The organism is Spiroplasma endosymbiont of Sarcophaga carnaria, assembly GCF_964019595.1.
GTDB lineage: Bacteria > Bacillota_I > Bacilli_A > Mycoplasmatales > Mycoplasmataceae > Spiroplasma > Spiroplasma poulsonii.
In genome coordinates, this window is the sequence record NZ_OZ026456.1 from 143,495 (window position 1) to 161,770 (window position 18,276).

General features: G+C 24.8%; 25 protein-coding genes and 2 pseudogenes. 13 read left to right on the forward strand and 14 right to left on the reverse strand.

Going from position 1 to position 18,276, the window contains the following annotated elements; genetic code table 4:
- Positions 1–2 precede the first annotated feature (2 nt).
- Positions 3–1,526, forward strand: coding sequence for a hypothetical protein (locus AACK91_RS00940; protein WP_338963543.1), 1,524 nt, complete (start codon positions 3–5; stop codon positions 1,524–1,526).
- A 9-nt stretch (positions 1,527–1,535) separates the two neighbouring features.
- Positions 1,536–3,194, forward strand: coding sequence for a hypothetical protein (locus AACK91_RS00945; protein ID WP_338963544.1), 1,659 nt, complete (start codon positions 1,536–1,538; stop codon positions 3,192–3,194).
- A 25-nt stretch (positions 3,195–3,219) separates the two neighbouring features.
- On the opposite strand, the gene AACK91_RS00950 is transcribed toward AACK91_RS00945, so the two are convergent.
- Positions 3,220–3,627 (reverse strand): lipoprotein, encoded by a 408-nt coding sequence (locus AACK91_RS00950; protein WP_338963545.1) that lies wholly within the window; start codon positions 3,625–3,627, stop codon positions 3,220–3,222.
- 358 nt (positions 3,628–3,985) lie between these two features.
- Entirely contained in the window at positions 3,986–4,471 is a 486-nt protein-coding gene (locus AACK91_RS00955; protein WP_338963546.1) for a hypothetical protein, read from the reverse strand.
- 349 nt (positions 4,472–4,820) lie between these two features.
- Between AACK91_RS00955 and AACK91_RS00960 the strand changes: the two genes are divergently transcribed.
- The 5 genes from AACK91_RS00960 (at position 4,821) to AACK91_RS00980 (ending at position 9,680) form a co-directional block, all read left to right on the forward strand.
- Complete coding sequence (locus AACK91_RS00960; RefSeq protein WP_338963548.1) at positions 4,821–5,282, forward strand: hypothetical protein; 462 nt, start codon at positions 4,821–4,823, stop codon at positions 5,280–5,282.
- A gap of 141 nt (positions 5,283–5,423) precedes the next feature.
- On the forward strand, positions 5,424–6,662 hold the full coding sequence (locus AACK91_RS00965; RefSeq protein ID WP_338963549.1) for a hypothetical protein: 1,239 nt from the start codon (positions 5,424–5,426) through the stop codon (positions 6,660–6,662).
- Positions 6,663–6,668: 6 nt separating this feature from the next.
- The gene (locus AACK91_RS00970) at positions 6,669–7,607 is read left to right on the forward strand and encodes a hypothetical protein (protein ID WP_338963550.1); all 939 of its coding nucleotides are present in this window, start codon (positions 6,669–6,671) and stop codon (positions 7,605–7,607) included.
- The gene (locus AACK91_RS00975) at positions 7,597–8,115 is read left to right on the forward strand and encodes a hypothetical protein (protein WP_338963551.1); all 519 of its coding nucleotides are present in this window, start codon (positions 7,597–7,599) and stop codon (positions 8,113–8,115) included. The genes AACK91_RS00970 and AACK91_RS00975 overlap by 11 nt, the downstream gene beginning before the upstream one ends.
- A gap of 602 nt (positions 8,116–8,717) precedes the next feature.
- Positions 8,718–9,680, forward strand: a complete 963-nt coding sequence (locus tag AACK91_RS00980; protein WP_338963247.1) for an IS1/IS1595 family N-terminal zinc-binding domain-containing protein — start codon at positions 8,718–8,720, stop codon at positions 9,678–9,680.
- A 99-nt stretch (positions 9,681–9,779) separates the two neighbouring features.
- Here the strand turns inward: AACK91_RS00980 and AACK91_RS11540 are convergent.
- A pseudogene (locus tag AACK91_RS11540) lies at positions 9,780–9,941 on the reverse strand (IS30 family transposase); the annotation flags it as partial.
- Between the two features lie 223 nt (positions 9,942–10,164).
- Here AACK91_RS11540 and AACK91_RS11545 point away from each other — a divergent pair.
- The 5 genes and pseudogenes from AACK91_RS11545 to AACK91_RS01005 all read left to right on the forward strand — a co-directional run.
- Positions 10,165–10,248 (forward strand): annotated as a pseudogene (locus tag AACK91_RS11545) (transposase-like zinc-binding domain-containing protein); the annotation flags it as partial.
- Positions 10,249–10,335: 87 nt separating this feature from the next.
- Complete coding sequence (locus tag AACK91_RS00990) at positions 10,336–10,977, forward strand: transposase (protein ID WP_338963553.1); 642 nt, start codon at positions 10,336–10,338, stop codon at positions 10,975–10,977.
- A 57-nt stretch (positions 10,978–11,034) separates the two neighbouring features.
- Positions 11,035–11,220 (forward strand): hypothetical protein, encoded by a 186-nt coding sequence (locus AACK91_RS00995; protein ID WP_338963554.1) that lies wholly within the window; start codon positions 11,035–11,037, stop codon positions 11,218–11,220.
- A gap of 2 nt (positions 11,221–11,222) precedes the next feature.
- A complete protein-coding gene (locus tag AACK91_RS01000) occupies positions 11,223–11,849 on the forward strand; it encodes a hypothetical protein (protein ID WP_338963555.1) in 627 nt (208 codons plus the stop codon).
- A 75-nt stretch (positions 11,850–11,924) separates the two neighbouring features.
- The gene (locus tag AACK91_RS01005; protein WP_338963556.1) at positions 11,925–12,263 is read left to right on the forward strand and encodes a hypothetical protein; all 339 of its coding nucleotides are present in this window, start codon (positions 11,925–11,927) and stop codon (positions 12,261–12,263) included.
- A gap of 19 nt (positions 12,264–12,282) precedes the next feature.
- Here the strand turns inward: AACK91_RS01005 and AACK91_RS01010 are convergent, their stop codons facing one another.
- The 7 genes from AACK91_RS01010 to AACK91_RS01040 form a co-directional block, all read right to left on the reverse strand.
- Positions 12,283–12,492, reverse strand: a complete 210-nt coding sequence (locus tag AACK91_RS01010) for a hypothetical protein (protein ID WP_338963231.1) — start codon at positions 12,490–12,492, stop codon at positions 12,283–12,285.
- 185 nt (positions 12,493–12,677) lie between these two features.
- Positions 12,678–13,142, reverse strand: coding sequence for a hypothetical protein (locus tag AACK91_RS01015; protein WP_338963557.1), 465 nt, complete (start codon positions 13,140–13,142; stop codon positions 12,678–12,680).
- Positions 13,127–14,017 (reverse strand): recombinase RecT, encoded by an 891-nt coding sequence (locus tag AACK91_RS01020; RefSeq protein WP_338963558.1) that lies wholly within the window; start codon positions 14,015–14,017, stop codon positions 13,127–13,129. Before AACK91_RS01020 ends, AACK91_RS01015 begins: the two co-directional genes overlap by 16 nt.
- A 1-nt stretch (position 14,018) precedes the next feature.
- Positions 14,019–14,720: a hypothetical protein gene (locus AACK91_RS01025; protein ID WP_338963237.1), complete on the reverse strand. Its 702-nt coding sequence runs from the start codon at positions 14,718–14,720 to the stop codon at positions 14,019–14,021.
- 2 nt (positions 14,721–14,722) lie between these two features.
- Positions 14,723–14,860, reverse strand: a complete 138-nt coding sequence (locus AACK91_RS01030) for a hypothetical protein (protein WP_338963239.1) — start codon at positions 14,858–14,860, stop codon at positions 14,723–14,725.
- A 1-nt stretch (position 14,861) separates the two neighbouring features.
- Positions 14,862–15,083 (reverse strand): hypothetical protein, encoded by a 222-nt coding sequence (locus AACK91_RS01035; protein WP_338963241.1) that lies wholly within the window; start codon positions 15,081–15,083, stop codon positions 14,862–14,864.
- Between the two features lie 507 nt (positions 15,084–15,590).
- Positions 15,591–15,827, reverse strand: coding sequence for a hypothetical protein (locus AACK91_RS01040; protein ID WP_338963559.1), 237 nt, complete (start codon positions 15,825–15,827; stop codon positions 15,591–15,593).
- Between the two features lie 53 nt (positions 15,828–15,880).
- Here AACK91_RS01040 and AACK91_RS01045 point away from each other — a divergent pair, with 53 nt between their 5' ends.
- Entirely contained in the window at positions 15,881–16,177 is a 297-nt protein-coding gene (locus AACK91_RS01045) for a recombinase RecT (RefSeq protein WP_338963560.1), read from the forward strand.
- A gap of 2 nt (positions 16,178–16,179) precedes the next feature.
- Here the strand turns inward: AACK91_RS01045 and AACK91_RS01050 are convergent, their stop codons facing one another.
- Genes AACK91_RS01050 through AACK91_RS01065 form a run of 4 tightly spaced genes read right to left on the reverse strand, consistent with a single transcriptional unit; the run spans position 16,180 to position 17,981 of the window.
- Positions 16,180–16,803 (reverse strand): hypothetical protein, encoded by a 624-nt coding sequence (locus tag AACK91_RS01050; RefSeq protein WP_338963561.1) that lies wholly within the window; start codon positions 16,801–16,803, stop codon positions 16,180–16,182.
- A 15-nt stretch (positions 16,804–16,818) separates the two neighbouring features.
- Positions 16,819–17,622, reverse strand: a complete 804-nt coding sequence (locus AACK91_RS01055; RefSeq protein ID WP_338963562.1) for a phage terminase large subunit — start codon at positions 17,620–17,622, stop codon at positions 16,819–16,821.
- Positions 17,622–17,780 (reverse strand): hypothetical protein, encoded by a 159-nt coding sequence (locus AACK91_RS01060; protein WP_338963563.1) that lies wholly within the window; start codon positions 17,778–17,780, stop codon positions 17,622–17,624. The genes AACK91_RS01055 and AACK91_RS01060 overlap by 1 nt, the downstream gene beginning before the upstream one ends.
- 48 nt (positions 17,781–17,828) lie before the next feature.
- Positions 17,829–17,981: a hypothetical protein gene (locus tag AACK91_RS01065; RefSeq protein ID WP_338963564.1), complete on the reverse strand. Its 153-nt coding sequence runs from the start codon at positions 17,979–17,981 to the stop codon at positions 17,829–17,831.
- Between the last annotated feature and the right edge of the window lie 295 nt (positions 17,982–18,276).

Consider the following 18,276-nt stretch of genomic DNA (forward strand, 5'->3'; position numbering starts at 1 on the left):
AAATGAGTAGAATTAACCCAGGTGTTATGGAAGAATTAAGAAGACAGGCCCATGATACTTTAATAGATATTAGAGAAAATATACGAGATAATAGACATTGAATGGTATTTCCTTTTAATGTTTATAGCTCATATATACCTGATACTGAAACAGGTTGAAAACCTAATAATGCTAAACCTAGTGATTATGGTAGTTATTCAAGAATATTTGATAATATGGAAAGTACTATAGCTCAATGACAAGATAGTTTAAAAATAGTCCAAAAATATAAAGGTGAAGAAATTAATATTTTAACGATTGATGATTTTAATAAACAACCAATTAACTCAACTATATGAGTAAATAATGAAACACCTTTTGCGATAAAATTAAAAGATGAAAATAATAATATTTATTGAAAATTAATTGATGGTGAAAATATTTATGATATTAATAGAATGTTAGAATACTCAAATCAATATAAATTAAGTTATTTTATTAATAATGATAATAAAGCCGATAATTTTTATACCAAAGAAGTTAAAGTTGGTAAATATTGAGATGCTTATATGATTGATGATAGAAGTTCTATTCAATTTGGTGAAGCTAAATTTGAACAAGTATTTACCCAACAATCAACAGAAAGACAATATACTTTATTAATTTTAGATGAAGATGCTGAAAACTTAAATATTAATGATTATTATAATTTTTATACTGTATTTAATGACCGTGGATTAAATATTGGTGGTGGTGATATTAATTCTTCTCCACAAGATAGACAATGATTATATCCATCTAATGTTATTAATTATTATTCACCTTATGATGGTAGTTTTTTATGACAAGAAATTACATTTTCAAGTATTAATGACAAAATTAGTAATAGTGGTTTATCAGTACGACAATTTATACAAACAAGTGCCCCAGGTGAGGGTTATTGTTTTCCTAAAATAACTTATGATGAAAAACTAAATAAAGGTATTGTTGAATTAGATGAGATTTTATTAAAAGACCCGGGGGTTAGAGCAATGGCAGTTAAATTTTATGGTAACCCTATCTTTTTTGATATGCCTGTTATTGGCCGACCAATTATTAAAGGTGAATTTAATAAAAAAGTAATGAATTCCCGTGATTTATTAATGTATAACATGTTTCCTGCACCACCTGATAAAATAAATACTTATGCATCACCCGAAGTAAGTTGATATAACATTCAAGGTATTCAACCAACAATGATAAATGGTTATGAAGATTGAAAAAAAGATATGGAAAGTAGATACGACTTTTGAAATCAAAAAAATAGTGAAGGTATTGTTATAACTGATAAAGCAAGTTCAACAGCAACTAATCCTACGGTTGGGACAACTATTCATAAAGAAGATAATGACTCTAAATTTTATTGGTCTAAAAATTGAATGATTACTCCACCAGATAAAATAAAAGTAAATAATGAAGATGTTAATAATATAATTAGTACCCAATCATCATCATATTTTAGAAGAAAAGATGAATTTGGTAATACAGTTGGACAAGTTCAAATTTAATATAATAAAATGGGTATATGTAATGTTTGAGATATTTTAAATATGAATAATTTTATTAATCGTCAAATTACCGTATTACCTTTAAACTATACACAAAAGTTAGTATTTAATCCTTTTACTATCCCAGGCGGAGTTGGTAAATTCTTAAATTTTATTTCATTTGGTATTCCCTGAGGATGAGTAATTAACCAAGATGAAAAAACTTGACCTAATTTTCAATGACTTAATGGCTTTATGAGTGCTAATATTTATAGTTTCTATAATGATGCCTTTTGGTCTGAAAAATCAAAAGGTAAAGGTTATTTACCATTTGAAATATTTAGAGAACAAGGGAATGATAAAGTCGGTGCTATTTTTGGAGCAAATGCTACTAGTTTAGGGTTTACAACTTTATTAACTGATAAAATACAAGGTAATGTTTTAAAAAAAGATGGTAAACCAACAGAACGAATAACTTATTCAACTTATAATTTAAAACAATTAAATCCTAAAACTAATCGCATATATTTAATTAATGAATTAGTAAGAGCAGTAGATGCTCAAACACCAGTTAGTGATAGTGAAAAAGATAGTGATTGCGAATTCTTACAAACACCTGATGGAACAAATTGTAGTTATATAATTGATATGTTTTCAATCCAAGCATTATATAAAGGTAATTTTGAAATTATCTTTTATGCTGATAACCCATATACTAATAATGAAGAAGATTATTTACGCTTATCAGTATGGAGTTTCAGAGGTAAAACAAAAAGTACTTTAAATAATTATTTACGCGATATGACAACTAATTATAAAACTAGTTTCTTATTACCACATAACTATGAAATACCAACGTTTAATTACCCTGAATATGTTCTCCCACCAGTACCATATAACTATCAACCTTATACAAAAGATATTTGAGATGCTAAAACAGGACAAGCATTAAAAACAAAAATTATTGTAAATCCACATTGTATTAATAGTGGTAATTTATTTTTAGATAATTTATATGATGCTTATTATGAAACTGAAATTGATTTAAGACAAATTGATCCAACAATTCAAAGTATTGATAAATTTATTAGTTCTTATAAAACAATAGAAATAAGTAATCTTAATAATTTACAAGTTAGATGTTTTAAACCTGATATAAAGCGATTTATTTATGATAGAGATGTTAATTTGTCTGCGGGTGAAAATAATTGCAATAATAGTCTAGGACTATTATCAAATGCTGTTTTAAAAAAAGAGGGATTATCTCAAAATACTATTATTAATTTTGATAATATAATAACTTTATATACAAAAAATATTACTAATGAACCTCAAATTTTTAACACAGGTATCGCTGATGATTTAGGAACTAATAATTATCACAGTGTTTATTGGACTGAAAAAAATAGTGGGGTTTTTCAATTTCTATTGCAAATTTCTAAGTTATATAGCACTGATGGTGATAAAGTTAAAGAAACATATTTACAAGGATATTATACTAATGATTTAAAATTAAAAATTAGATTTTCAAAAAAATTAAAACCAGAATTAAGATTTTTAGGTGGTGCTGGATATTGACCTTATTTTGGTAATGACAAAAATATAACAATAGACTTAAATTCTTTGGGTTTATTAGGTATGATAAATAATAGTGATAACCCAGTTAAAATTACAATTACACCAAGATAAAAAAAGAGATATTAAATCTCTTTTTTTATTCACCTTTAACTTTTAAATTACCTTTATCATCAATAATTAAATCAGGTTCTTGTGTATCTAAATTTCAACGATAAACTTTTATTCATAATGGAGACCAGGGTAAAGCAATATTAGTATATCGATTATTATTTAATCTTTTTGATAATTTTATATTATTAGAATTATCTTTATATATTATGTAGTACCATTTATTATCTACTACCTCACTAAATGGTTTTTCCTGTTTTGCTATTCATTCTAAGTTGTCTCTGATTTCTTGATTAGCAGTATTTATTTTATTCTTTTCTTTTAATTTTGCTAATTCTTTGGTTGTATATTCTTGTGGTGTATTACAAGCAACTAAACTTGTTGTGCTTGTTCCAATTAAAGTTATTGTTCCTAAAATACTTAATATTTTTTTCATTTTTATGTACCTTTCTATTTTTTGGTAATTTAATTAAAAATGGAAATAAGTTTTATTTCCATTTAATTACTTTTTAATTTTAACATTCTACTGCTGCAGCACCGGCAGCACCACTAATTGCACCTACTGCTGCCCCAGAAGCAGCTCCACCAAAAATAGTCCCAAAAAATCCAACTATACCTCTCCAAATATAGCACCAACTATAGTACCAATACCTGGAATAACACTTCCTGCAAGAGCCCTTGCAACTGCTGAAGCTTCTTCAGCAGTTACGTCTGAAGGAGATGATGTAATCGCACCTCCAACTGCTCCACCAACAGCACCATTTATAGCTGCTTTTGATACTTCAGAATTACAGTTATTTTTTTTTCGAATAAATTTCAACTATTTTATTTTTATTTACATTATTTGTACCTAATTTTAATGCTAAAGCCACCGTTTTATTAGTAACTCACTGTATTTCCGATTGAGTTGCTTGTTCTGATTTAATATTATTTCATCATTGTTGATTGCGTTCTTGTGTAATTTCATTTGCTCACTGTTTTAATCCTTGTTGTCATTCATTTTTTGAATTATTAAATGATTGTTGAGCTTGTAAAAAATGTTGTTGAGCTTTACTAAAGGCTGTATGATTTTGTGTTCTTTGAAATTCTTCCCCAGCTCTTTGATATTCTAGTTCAGCATTGCGTCATTGTTGTGCAATTTGAATTCATTGAACTTCGCCCCATCTTTTATTACGTTTTAATAATTTTTCTTGATCTTGATAAGGACTAGCGGCAATTGTTGTTGGGACAGCTGTTCCGCTAATTGTTAATACACTTAATAAACTTAGTAATTTTTTCATTACTTGTATTTCTCCTTTTCTTAATCTTGAAACTTTTTATCAAGATTTACCCGAATTATATATATATATATATATATAAGCAAGCAAAATTAGGAATTATTTTAAAAATTTTATCTTAGAAAATATCTCTTATTACGCGTTTTAAGGGATAAATTAGCAATAAAATAAGTTAAGTTTAGTGATTTTTTTTATTTATAAAAAGTATTGTATTAATAAAATAATAGTGTAAAATACTTATAACGGTTTATCCTTTTAACAAAAAAGTAATTTACGGTTTATGCTTTCCGCCTTAAAAAGACTTATGCTGACTTGTTATTCGAACAAGAATAAAAAAAGAGGAGTTTATAAAATGGCACTTACAAAAGAACAATTAATCGAACAAGGTTTAAGTGAAGAAATAGCTGATAATATTTTAAATGAATTTCATAATGAAACAAAACAAATTATTGAGGGAATACAAAAACGAAAAGATACTATTTCAAAAGAAGAGTATTTAAAAGTTGCTAATGAATTAGATGAATTAAAAGCTTTTAAAGATATTCCACCTACTAAAATTGAAGATATTAAAACTAATTTAGATAAAGTTAGTGGTAATTCTTTAATTGAAAAAATGCAAACTTTAAAAGAATTAAAACCTGATTTGTTTGTTGAAGAACAACCATCAGTTTCACCAACTAATTTAATTAAAGAAATGATTGAAAAATCGGTTGAAAATAAAAATGATGAAATTGAAACTATTAAAGAAAAAGGAGCATATACTCCTGAAGAAATTAAAAAATTAACTGATTATACACTTAAAAACCTTAGATAATAAGGGAGTGAAATTATGGCAACAATTAATTTGCCACAAGTACCTTTTACATTACAAGGTAACACAACAGGTCAAAAAGCCTATGTTGATATGGTTAATGCTTTATTGCGTGGACCTTTATATAATTAATATGCAAGTATTATGCAGTATGCTACTGCAACCGCAGAACAAGTTGCTTGATTACCTAATGCAGGACAAGCACTATATAATTTAACTCATCGTGTGGTATGACAAGATGATTATTCATTACCAAATGGTGGGGCAACTCAAACAATGGGATTAACAAGAATTCCAGTTCCGATTGATAAGAGATTTAATTTAAAATTAATGAATGAGGCTTTTGACTTAGCATTAATAGAACAAAATATTAAAAATGGTGTTATTGCTGATGCTATTTCTAGTGTTGTACAAAATAAATTTGTTAATTTAGAATGTGAATTAATTCAGGCTATTTATGATTATTGTTTAGCAGATGGTCAATATGAAGTAATTCCATTTCGTAGTTATACAGCAGAAAATGCTGATGATGCAAATAAGGCATTCTTTACATTAAATGAAACTTTGATTGAATTAACAAATCAAATTAGTAATTTATATTTTGGATTGCCAACTGATAAAATGTTTATGGTTTTAGGTCGTAGAGCCTATTTAGGATTAACACCTGCGTATTTAAAAGTGATTGGTTCACAAGCCCAATTAAAAGCAATGGTTAATGGTGAATTATATGAAAATACCGCAATGGGTATTCCTGTATCTAAAAGTTTTCATTTAGAAAAAACATATACAAAAGGACAAGTTAACCGTGATAAAGGTTATAATTTTACTAATGTAAATGGTTTAATTATTAATAAACAAGTATGAGCTTATCCAATTAATATGGATACTATTCAACAAGTTTTAGATAATGATACTGCTAACCCTAAATGAATTGGTAAAGTACAATATGCAACACCAACAATTTTATATCCAAAAACATGTAAAATTATTTTAGAAAAAGCGCCAACCCAAGATGAAATTAATACTGCTAAAAGTAATCTTAATAAAACATTTAGAGTTCCTGTTGATTATGTAATTCCATCATCAAATAAAATTGATATTAGTGGGATTAATAAATTAGATAAACCAACTATTCATGTTGACGATCCAACTCAAACAACAGCAGAACAATTAAAACCACAATTTAAAGATGTTGTTTTAAAATCAGTAAAAGCGGTAAATAATTTTTTAACAGAAAATGATTATGATTACTTTATTGAAGCTAAGGGTGAAGATTGACCAATTAATATTAAAAATGACAAAACTGTTGAAGTTCAAATTGAAGGTAAAAACAATGCTACTGGTCAAACAAACCCCATTGATGTTGTAATTAAAAATTCTTAATAAACAATGAATTTACTAATATTACGCGTTTTAACTTTATTAGTATCTAATTTAGAAAATAAACCTTTAATAAGTAAATTTGTAAATTTAATTAATAGAGTTAATCAAGTTCAAAATAAAATATTAAAACCAATTAATTATATTACTGATAAATATAATAAAATTACAAGTAAAGTTGAAGATATTTATCAATGATTAAATCCTTTTACTTATTTAGATTTAATTAAAAAAGGTCATAAAAAAGAAATACAACAAATATTAAGTCAATTAGAAAAAGATAATAATATTCAAAATAGAGAACAATTTAAAAATGAAAATTATCTAAATACTAATTGACAGCCTTTAAATAGTAGTTGACTTGATAGTGGTATGTTTAATATTACAAATAAGTTAACTTTAACAGGTAATTTAACTATTTTAATATATACAAAAACAGCAAAACATCCAAAATTTTATGGTCCATATGTTTATCCTAGTGTTCCAGTTGAAATATGAAAATTATTAAGTAATGCTGTTTCTAATGCAGGGACTTTATTTTGGCGTTATTGATTAAGAAAATGGTTACCTAGTCATTTAAGAAATTATATTAAAAAACGATTACCACAAGCATTAAAAGAAAAATATCCCAAAGGAACTACTAAATTAACATTACCAACAGTTCAAAAATTACAACAAATTAAAAAGTTTATTAATAATTTAAAGATTGGACATTTTAATTTTAATTTTGCTGGTGAAATTAATAATAAAAAATGATATCGTGAACGCCGAAGTGATGTTAAAAATATTAAGAATTTATATAAAACACCAGTTAAAAATATGTTTTACAAAGCTAATCAAACTATTAAAACAATTAAGAAAACAAAAACAAGAGTTAATAGTTATAAGCCAAGTAATTTAAAAAATAAATATCGTAATCAATTAAGGGGTGTTTTATATGGAAAATAATTTAATTAATTTGTTATTTATAACAGTTGAAGATGTTAAAGCAAGTAAACTTTGACAACCTATTAATGATCGTAAACAATCTGCTTATAATGATAATTTAATTTATAATGCTATTTTAAAAACTAGTTTATGAATGGATAGATTATCAGGTGGAACAATTTCAGATAAAATTAATAAAAAAGATTTGTTTCCTTGAGTAAAAAAAGATAATACTGGTTTAATTGAATATGATAAATGATTAAGTTATATTCAATCTGCTTGTTTATTAGCAGTTATAAATTGATATTTACCAAAAGGAGTTAATGATTTAACTGGTAGTGCTTCATTTTCACAAGGTGGGGTTTCTTATTCACAAACTAATGACCCTGAGGCAAATGAAAATATTACTCGTGATGTTAAAAATGCTTTAAAATTAGCCGGTGAAATAATTGATATTATATCTAGTAAAACAGTATCTAGACCTTATAATTATAGTTTAGATAATTATGCTCATCCATGAGAAGAATAATATAAACATATTAGTAAAAAAACTTTTTATCCAACATTATTATTTTGATTAAAAGAACGATTACAAACTGATAATTCAATAAATATTATTTATTCTACTATTAATGACTTTTCTAAAATTGATTATAACGAATATATTAAACTTATTGTTCCCTTTGATAATAATACGATTTATTATGAAAATAATGTTTGAAAAGCAAAACAAAGTGGCGGTAGTGATATTAAAATTGATAATAAATATATTATTAAAAATGATAAAAATGAGATTACTGTTTCTGATTTAAAACAAGATCAATTAATATCGGGTGAAAATATTAAAACTATTAATGGTAATTCATTATTAGGTAATGGTGATATACTTATTAGTAGTAGTAATTGAGAATTTGTAGATACTAGTGATTTTAATCCAAATAGTAGTCTAACATATCAAATTAAAAATTTTGATAGTTCTAAATTTGAATATAAAATATGATGTCAATTTTCAATTTTACCATATATGTTTTTAGAAACTTTTAAAGATTTTCTTTAATTTTGTCGAAAACTCTTGATATTTATAAAATATACCTAAAATTAGGTATATTTTTAATATATGGAGGTAAATAAATGATGAAAAAAATAATTACAGAATTAATAAATAGCTTAACAGATGATCAATTTTTAGAATTTTATGAAAAAATAAAACAACAAGCAGACTTAATTAAAAAACAAAAACGTTTAAATGAAATTGATCAAAAATTTAGAGATAAAGGCATTATATGTCCTAATTGCAAATCTTTTCATTGTGTTAAAAATGGTCATAATTCCGAAGGAAAACAAAAATATTTATGTAAAAAATGTCGTGCTAGTTTTGATGCATTTCGTCATCATTTTACTTATTGAAGTCATTTAAATTATGAACAGTGAAATTTATTAATTCAAATTTCATTGTTAGGACAATCTAGTAAAATAATTTCTCGTTTTATTAAAACAACCCCAAAAACCGCTTGATATAATCGACAAAAATTAATGCAATCAAAACAATTAGAAAATACACAGTTAAAATTTAAAAAATTAAATGGTCAAATCCAAATGGATGAAACATTTATTAAAGAAATTCATAAAGGCAATTTTAAAGATAAATTTGATAAACGAAAAACTCATCTCGATCCATTTTCAACTGATACCAAATGCTGTATTCAAATGGCAGTTGATAGCAATAATAATATTTTTGTTCAATCCACCAATACCAAAAGATTACAAAAACAATGGATTATTGAAAATATGAATAAGCAACTAATTAAAGAAAAATCAATAATTATTTCTGATATGCAACCACTATATTTATTAGTAGCAAAACAAACAAATTCTACTCTATATTCCACCAAAACTAGTACAAACCCTGATACTAGTTATCAAAAGTTAAATAAGATTAGTAAATTACAATCCAGTCTTAAAGAAGCCTTAATTCATTATCATGGTTTGGGTTTCACTAATATTCAAAATTATTTAAAGCTCTGAAAATGAAAATACCAACACAAAGGTTTAACACCAAACCAACAATCAACGGTATTATATTTTAACGTTTAAAAAATTTAAAGCAAAATCATAATCTTACACAAAATTAGTTTTCAAATTGTCATATTGATGATTTTTTTTATTTCATCAAGAGTTTTCGACAAAATTAAAGCCTTTAAATGGTAATTTTTTCTTAATTTCACTATCTTCTTCATCAAAAACTCCATGTTCAATATATTTGTAAAGTGTTACATGTGAAAATGGAAACTTTTCATCATATTTTTTTTCATATTCAAAGATAATTAACATCGGTGAATAACTTTTTTCTTTAATTTTGTCGAAAACTCTTGATATTTATAAAATATACCTAAAATTAGGTATATTTTTAATATATGGAGGTAAATAAATGATGAAAAAAATAATTACATAATTAATAAATAGCTTAACAGATGATCAATTTTTAGAATTTTATGAAAAAATAAAACAACAAGCAGACTTAATTAAAAAACAAAAACGTTTAAATGAAATTGATCAAAAATTTAGAGATAAAGGCATTATATGTCCTAATTGCAAATCTTTTCATTGTGTTAAAAATGGTCATAATTCCGAAGGAAAACAAAAATATTTATGTAAAAAATGTCGTGCTAGTTTTGATGCATTTCGTCATCATTTTACTTATTGAAGTCATTTAAATTATGAACAGTGAAATTTATTAATTCAAATTTCATTGTTAGGACAATCTAGTAAAATAATTTCTCGTTTTATTAAAACAACCCCAAAAACCGCTTGATATAATCGACAAAAATTAATGCAATCAAAACAATTAGAAAATACACAGTTAAAATTTAAAAAATTAAATGGTCAAATCCAAATGGATGAAACATTTATTAAAGAAATTCATAAAGGCAATTTTAAAGATAAATTTGATAAACGAAAAACTCATCTCGATCCATTTTCAACTGATACCAAATGCTGTATTCAAATGGCAGTTGATAGCAATAATAATATTTTTGTTCAATCCACCAATACCAAAAGATTACAAAAACAATGGATTATTGAAAATATGAATAAGCAACTAATTAAAGAAAAATCAATAATTATTTCTGATATGCAACCACTATATTTATTAGTAGCAAAACAAACAAATTCTACTCTATATTCCACCAAAACTAGTACAAACCCTGATACTAGTTATCAAAAGTTAAATAAGATTAGTAAATTACAATCCAGTCTTAAAGAAGCCTTAATTCATTATCATGGTTTGGGTTTCACTAATATTCAAAATTATTTAAAGCTCTGAAAATGAAAATACCAACACAAAGGTTTAACACCAAACCAACAATCAACGGTATTATATTTTAACGTTTAAAAAATTTAAAGCAAAATCATAATCTTACACAAAATTAGTTTTCAAATTGTCATATTGATGATTTTTTTTATTTCATCAAGAGTTTTCGACAAAATTAAAGAAGATTTTGATATTGGTTGTGGAATTGTTGTATCATCTAGTAAAGGTGTTTCAGGTTGGTATATTGACACAAATGGTCTTATTAGTTCTTTTGAAAATATAAAAATAGGTAATTTAAAAATTAAAAGAAAATTGGTGAGTTAATAATGAAACAAGATAAAACAACTTGATTAAAAGGTGCCTTACCTTGAAATTGATTTAAAAAAGACCCTATTCCGACTTATAATTGAACTCATAAAGATATTAGAGAATTAGAAAGAAAATATAAAATTCGTAGTTGAGTAGTTAGTTTTTATACATTGATATTTTTAGCATTAAATTGTTGATTAGAATATGGCATGATCAATGCAATAAAAGATAATATTAATTGATATAATTATGGTCAATATTGAGGTAATGGAATTGCTATTTTATTAACACCTTTATTTACACACGGAATTCAGGGTATATTTGTTGCTAGTAGTAAACCCAAAGTAGATATGAAAATTGATATTCCACGATTAAAAATATCTAAAATGGGATTAGTATTTACAATTTTACCTTTAATTACTTTAATAATTTCTTTAATTATTATTTGAATTGATAAATCAAAATGAAAAAAAGACCATTTAAGACATTGCTTAGATTGTCGAATTAATTCTCGTGTTATTCAACCAAGAATAGCAAAACAATGAAATAATTTGGATGGTATAACAGAAGAAATATTTAAAAATATGCAAGATGAATATACTAAAAAACAAGAAGAAAATAACAAAGAATTAAATTTAAAATAAACTATATATAGGGGCGGTTGATATTTTTGGGTGGTTATATATAGTTTAATTTATAAATTATTTTGTTCTGAAAGAATGGATGGCCACTGTTTGAGTAAGGATAAGAAAGGAAATAAAGAAATGGAAATTAGTAATGAAATAGTAATTGCTTTACTTGTGTTAGCGGGTGCTGGTGGAATGGGTAGTCTTGGTATTCTTGGATTATCTGCTAAAAAAATTAAAAAATATAAAGCAGAAATTAGAGAATTAAGAACTGCTGTTATTGCTCACGAAAAACATTTACGAGGACCTGATTATGCAACAGAATTAGCATTAAAAACAGGTCAAATTAAAAATGTTAAAAAACAAGTTAAAGTAAATGACAAAAAACAAGCACAAAAAGATGCTATTAAAAAACTAACAAATAGTATTTAAAAAAAATAACCTTAATTGGTTATTTTTTATTTTCTAATATTAAGTCTAAATTTTTAACTTTACAAATAACTAAATTATTTTTTCCATAATTATTTTTATAATATTCTCAGTATTCAGTTGAATTAATATCTACATCTTGTTTATCAATCCCAATTATATATTCACCACGAGGGTTTTTACAAGGGCGATTACCTTGTTCAGATCGATAACATAAAATATAATTATTCATATTCTTTATTTCCTTTATAATGTGTTATATAAAAGTTAATAAGATATTCTATTTTTTGAGAATAAGTATTAAAATTTAATTCATTTCAAACTTTTTCTTCGTTTTTATTTAAGTAAATATTAACATTCCTAATTTTGCAAGAATAATATTTTCCAGTTTTTTGATTATATGAATGTTTCATAATATTAACTTTCATAATTAGCAATAATAATTGCATCTCGTAAATGATTACTTATTTTATCATTATTATATTTTCAACCTTTACCATATTGATAAGTTAAATTAGTATCTTTATCAAATTTTCATATACAACTATCATTATATTTACTTAAATTTTCCATATTTTTAACAACTGATTTAGTATGTTTAGGTGATACCCAATTATAACTAACTCAAGTATTTTCAATCGCACCCAGTAATCTTAATAAATCATCTCTATCTTTACTAGCATTAGCAGATGTATATAAACAATCTTCAATATTAATTTTTTCTTCATAATCAAACAATTTATCATTAATAAATTCATATTGTTCTTTTCAATTTTTATTTGTAAATTCTAATTTTTCAATTAATTTATTATCTTCATAAATAACAATAGCAGTAGTACCTGTTCCTGATGGGTCAATACCTATTTTTATCAAGTGGCTCATTCCTCATCGTTGTTATTATTAATTGTTGGCACTACATTTGATATATCTTCTTCTTTAACTAAATTATTATCTGTCACTTCTTCACTTGATATATTTTCATTACTAATTTGACCCTTATTTATGCTTATATTGCTATCATTATCAATATAAATCTTTTCATCATTAGTTGTAATAACTGCCTGATCTGATTTATAAGCTTGTTGTAATTCAACAGACATAATACCTCATTTTCTTAATAAAGATGTTAATACTGTTTTTAATGCCATTTCATCAAAACTAGCAATATAAAATGATTTATTTTTAGCATAAGTTTTAGAATATTTCATAAAATGATTTTCCATTTGTTCTTTTTTCATATATAAAGTTTTTCCAAAACCATTAACCATTTTAAAGTATGCTACATAACCAATAATTGGTAATTTTTCTCTTTCATCTTCATTTTGAATTCAATTAAAACTAGTTCCTTTTAAACGATCATAATTTACTAATTCATTTTCTCTAACATCTGATACTGACATATCTAAATATTGACCACTTCTTTGTGCTAATTGAATATAACCTTTATAACCTATTTGAAATTGAGCTTGATTAATTCATTCTTGGATTTCGCGACCGTTAATAATTCTTGTTATTTTAGTATTATATGGAACTACATAAGCATAACCAAATTGTTTTTCCATTGGTAAATTTAATAAAACTCCTTGATAACAAGCAGTCATAATTGTTTTTGGATCTGCTTTTTGTAATAATTCATTACTATTTGATATTGCAACTATATTACTTTTAAATCTTGCAATTTCATTTTCATTAGAAAATTTACTTTTTATTCATTCTGTTGCTTTATCTGTTCTTAAAAATTCAACAATATTTGCCATATTATTTTTCTCCTTTATTTATTTTAAAATTAATACCTTTAACCCCAATTAAATTAATATCTTTATTACTATCTCACTGATCTTTAATTTCATTTTTAACAATTTGTTCATCAACAACTAAATAATTTTTAATAAGATTAATAAGTTCTAATTTATCAGCATTTTGTAAAAAATCATCATTAATACCAATAACCTCAATATCTTTAATTAATAATTTTTCTTTCCGAAAATTACTAGTAATAATTTTTAATTCTTGCTCTTGTTTTGCTACACTTTTAATTTCTAAAAATTGTTCTTTTTTATGAGTTTCAATAATTTCATTTTGTTTTTGAAATTGAATATTAATAACATTATTTTTTAAAGAATCATGATTATTCTTAATATTATTTTCTAAATTCAAAATATCTTTTCTAATAAAATTTAATTCATCTTTAAAAGATTTTATTAATTCTAATGGTTCTCTAAAAATATAATCAATTTTTGAAACTACTAATTTTAAATCTTTTAGTGATTGTGATTTATATTCTCCATTTATTAATCAAGCTTGTTGTCGATATATAAATTCTGCTAATTCTTGTCCATTTTCATCAATTCATTTTTTAATTGTTAATGCTTTTAAACTTAATTCTTTAAAATTATTTCCTTTTAAATAAAATGGATACGTAATATTTTTAACTTCATTATTTAATTTTAAATCTGCCATAATTAAATTTCCTCTAATTCCATTTCATTAATTAAATTATCAATATATTCATAAGCACTTTCTTCTGAATGACATTCTTCTAATGCCATATTAAATAAATCTTCTTCAGTATAAACATAACCATTTTCATCTTTTCACATACTAATTTACCTCGTTCTTTGCTATTAATATTTCTATTAATTTTCTTCCTTTTTGTTCTTTAATATCAAAATAAGTTATTTCTTGATTTAATAAATGTGCTTCTTCATTTTTAATTAAATTAATATCATCATTAATATTTTCTTTTTGCCCTGTTTTATTATCAAATATATTAATACAAAAATCATTGTACATATATATTGATATTAGATTTTTGATTGTCATATTTACCTCCTATTTTTAACTCGCTGGCACTCACTCCCAAGTGAAAGTGCCAAAGCGAGAGTTAGTTATATAATTAAGTATTTATCTATTTATTTACTACGCCATCCGCTTCACTGCGGGTGAGCGGTGGCGGTATGTTTTATTGTTTAATGTTTAATAATCGACAGTTGTTTTTATAAGATAATGCCAGAGAATTCTCTCTCTTCATCCGCACCATTTCAGGTCAAAGCGTTCAGTTTTTAAAATAAATTCACTTGCACCTTGAAGAGCCTAATGCTGACTTTGTGGTTTTTAAAACCTCTGTCATCCTCTAATGGGATAATATCTATCGCAAATTTATTTATAAAGTGGCCATCTCAATATTTATTGTCGTTTGATGTTGACCTCGCACTTATCACGACTATCGCTTGTTAAAGCGTCTATTATTTACGGACTGATTACCGCTGGGCTAGACCGCCTATGTGGAAAAAAACACTTAGTTATTTAAAATAACTGTTCCACCCTGCATTAAGTTGTTTTATAAAATCAAAGTTTAAAAGAACCAGTTTCATAATCAAAGATAATTTTTGAATTTTCTAGTTTTTGATAAAACTGTTTTTGTGTTTTATCTTTTATTTTATTTAATAAATATTTATGTTTTTCACAAGTTCATAAAACTTTATTTGATAAAAATTCTTCGGTAATGAATGATACTGCTTTATAGAAATCATTAACATCACATATTTTTTGTTGTTTAATTATCATTACCTCCTTTTAGGGATTTTTTATTTCAAATAAAAAAACAACCCTAACAAGAGTTGTTTTTTGGAGCTTCATCGTACATTATACGTAATACAAAAATAACAAGAATTATTAATGGTCGTGAAATACAAGAATGAGTTAATCAAGCTCAATTTCAAATGGGATATAAAGGTTATATTCAATTAGCACAAAGAAGTGGTCAATATTTAGATATGTCAGTATCAGATGTCAGAACTGGCGAATTAGTAAATTATGATCGTTTAAAAGGTACTAGTTTTAATTGGGTACAAGATGAAGATGAACGAGAAAAATTATCAATTATAGGTTATGTTGCATATTTCAAAATGCCATAATTTTAACCTCGCTTTCCGAATTGTTTACTTATTAAAAATGGATTATCTAATGTTTTTATAAAATATTCCATAATATCCATAACAGCATAAGTCATAGCATCAAAACCATCATCAAATAATTTATTATCTTCTAATTTATAAGTAGATTTATTGGCAGGTGGTTTTCTTCATTCCATTTTTAACATATCCTTAAATAACTCTGTTGTTAATCGTTGACTAATTTGTAAATAATTCTTATTTAGCAGGATGATTATAGCATCAATTCTATCAGTTCTATATCAAACATCTTTTACTACTGGTTTAAATCTTAATCAATTAGCCTCAGGGTAATATTGTCTACGAATATTATTTAATGTATCAGCAGTAATATAAAAATGTACTATTTCATATAAAATCTTAGTTCTATCTTTATGTATCATTTCTGCATTACTATGCTTATATTCCATTAATGGTGTCATTTTTTTATAATCTCTATCTAATCCCATTAAAATAGCATGAGTAGTATGTCCTAATGGTGAATCAGCATATCCTAAATCTAAACCTGCTTTAAAATTAACTGGTTCAAAATCGTATAATTTACTAAATAAATAATTAGCAAAAATACTACCATCTAATGCTCCAGGCATTCCAATTCCTAAAACTTAATATTTTTTTGGATCTTCTTGTTTTAATTGATGTAAATGCATTAATTCATTATGAGTTAAATTTTCTTTATTAATTTGATAATTTGTATAATGATTAATAACTTTTTTATCATATGTTTTTTGTCCTGTTTTTGGATCAAGAACTGGAATAATTAATTTTTTAATTTGTTCACCTTTTGTTTCTAATTCTTTACGATTAAAGGGTAATAATTTATTAATATAATCGATATGATCTTGATAAATACTATCTGGATTAGTACTAGTAATTAATATTAATTTTTTATAATCCCTAACAGCTTGAATAATTGCTTGTTTTTCTGCATTGCTAAATTCATTAGCTTCTTCTAATCAAATAATACATAAATTAGCACCCATTGCTCTTGCTGTACCTTTTCCTAATACTTGTGATGAATTACTTTTTCTTGCTCCTTGTAATTTAATAAAACTACCATTTGGAAAAGTTCATGTTGGTTTATTAAATCGAGCATTATATTGATAATGTCCGCCTTTTCATTTTTTAGTTGGATTTAATATTAATCCAATACGATCTATTGCATCTTGTAAATCTTGTTGCATTTCAGCTGTATCTGCACTATTTAATCTAAAACCATATATTGCTACTTTTTTATTTGGATAAGCTAATGATGGAGAACCTAATAATGCTATTAATTCATCAATACTATATGTTTTAGCTGCTTTACGACTACCAGCTGTATTTATTTCATCTGCTATATATTCTTTATTATTTATTAAGCTAGTAATTATTTTATATAAATAACTATATTCTTTAATCATTGGCATTATATATCACGACCTTCAGGAATATTAATTGTAATAGGGGCATATTCTATTTCAGTAGTATTTTCTTTACCATAATACTGGGCATAAGTTTTTATTCCCCCATCTGTATTGTTTAAGAGTTGCAATTTTATATTATTTTCTAATATTCTTATTTTCATTTTAAGTTCATTAAATGCTAATAAATTAGTGTCTTTTAAGGCCTTATATTAATCTTCTTCTAAATTACAAAAGATTAATAAGGTTTCTTTTGTGGCAAGTTTGATATTATTTTCTTTAAAATATTCATCAAATTTTGTTAATTTTTGCTTTATTTTTGTTAAATTTGCCATTATTCATCACTTTTTATCTACTTTTGCCATCTTTTTTACCTCTTTTTGTCATCACCATTCTACAAAAAAATATAAAAAAGTAAAATAAATCTTTAATTTTGTCGAAAACTCTTGATGAAATAAAAAAAATCATCAATATGACAATTTGAAAACTAATTTTGTGTAAGATTATGATTTTGCTTTAAATTTTTTAAACGTTAAAATATAATACCGTTGATTGTTGGTTTGGTGTTAAACCTTTGTGTTGGTATTTTCATTTTCAGAGCTTTAAATAATTTTGAATATTAGTGAAACCCAAACCATGATAATGAATTAAGGCTTCTTT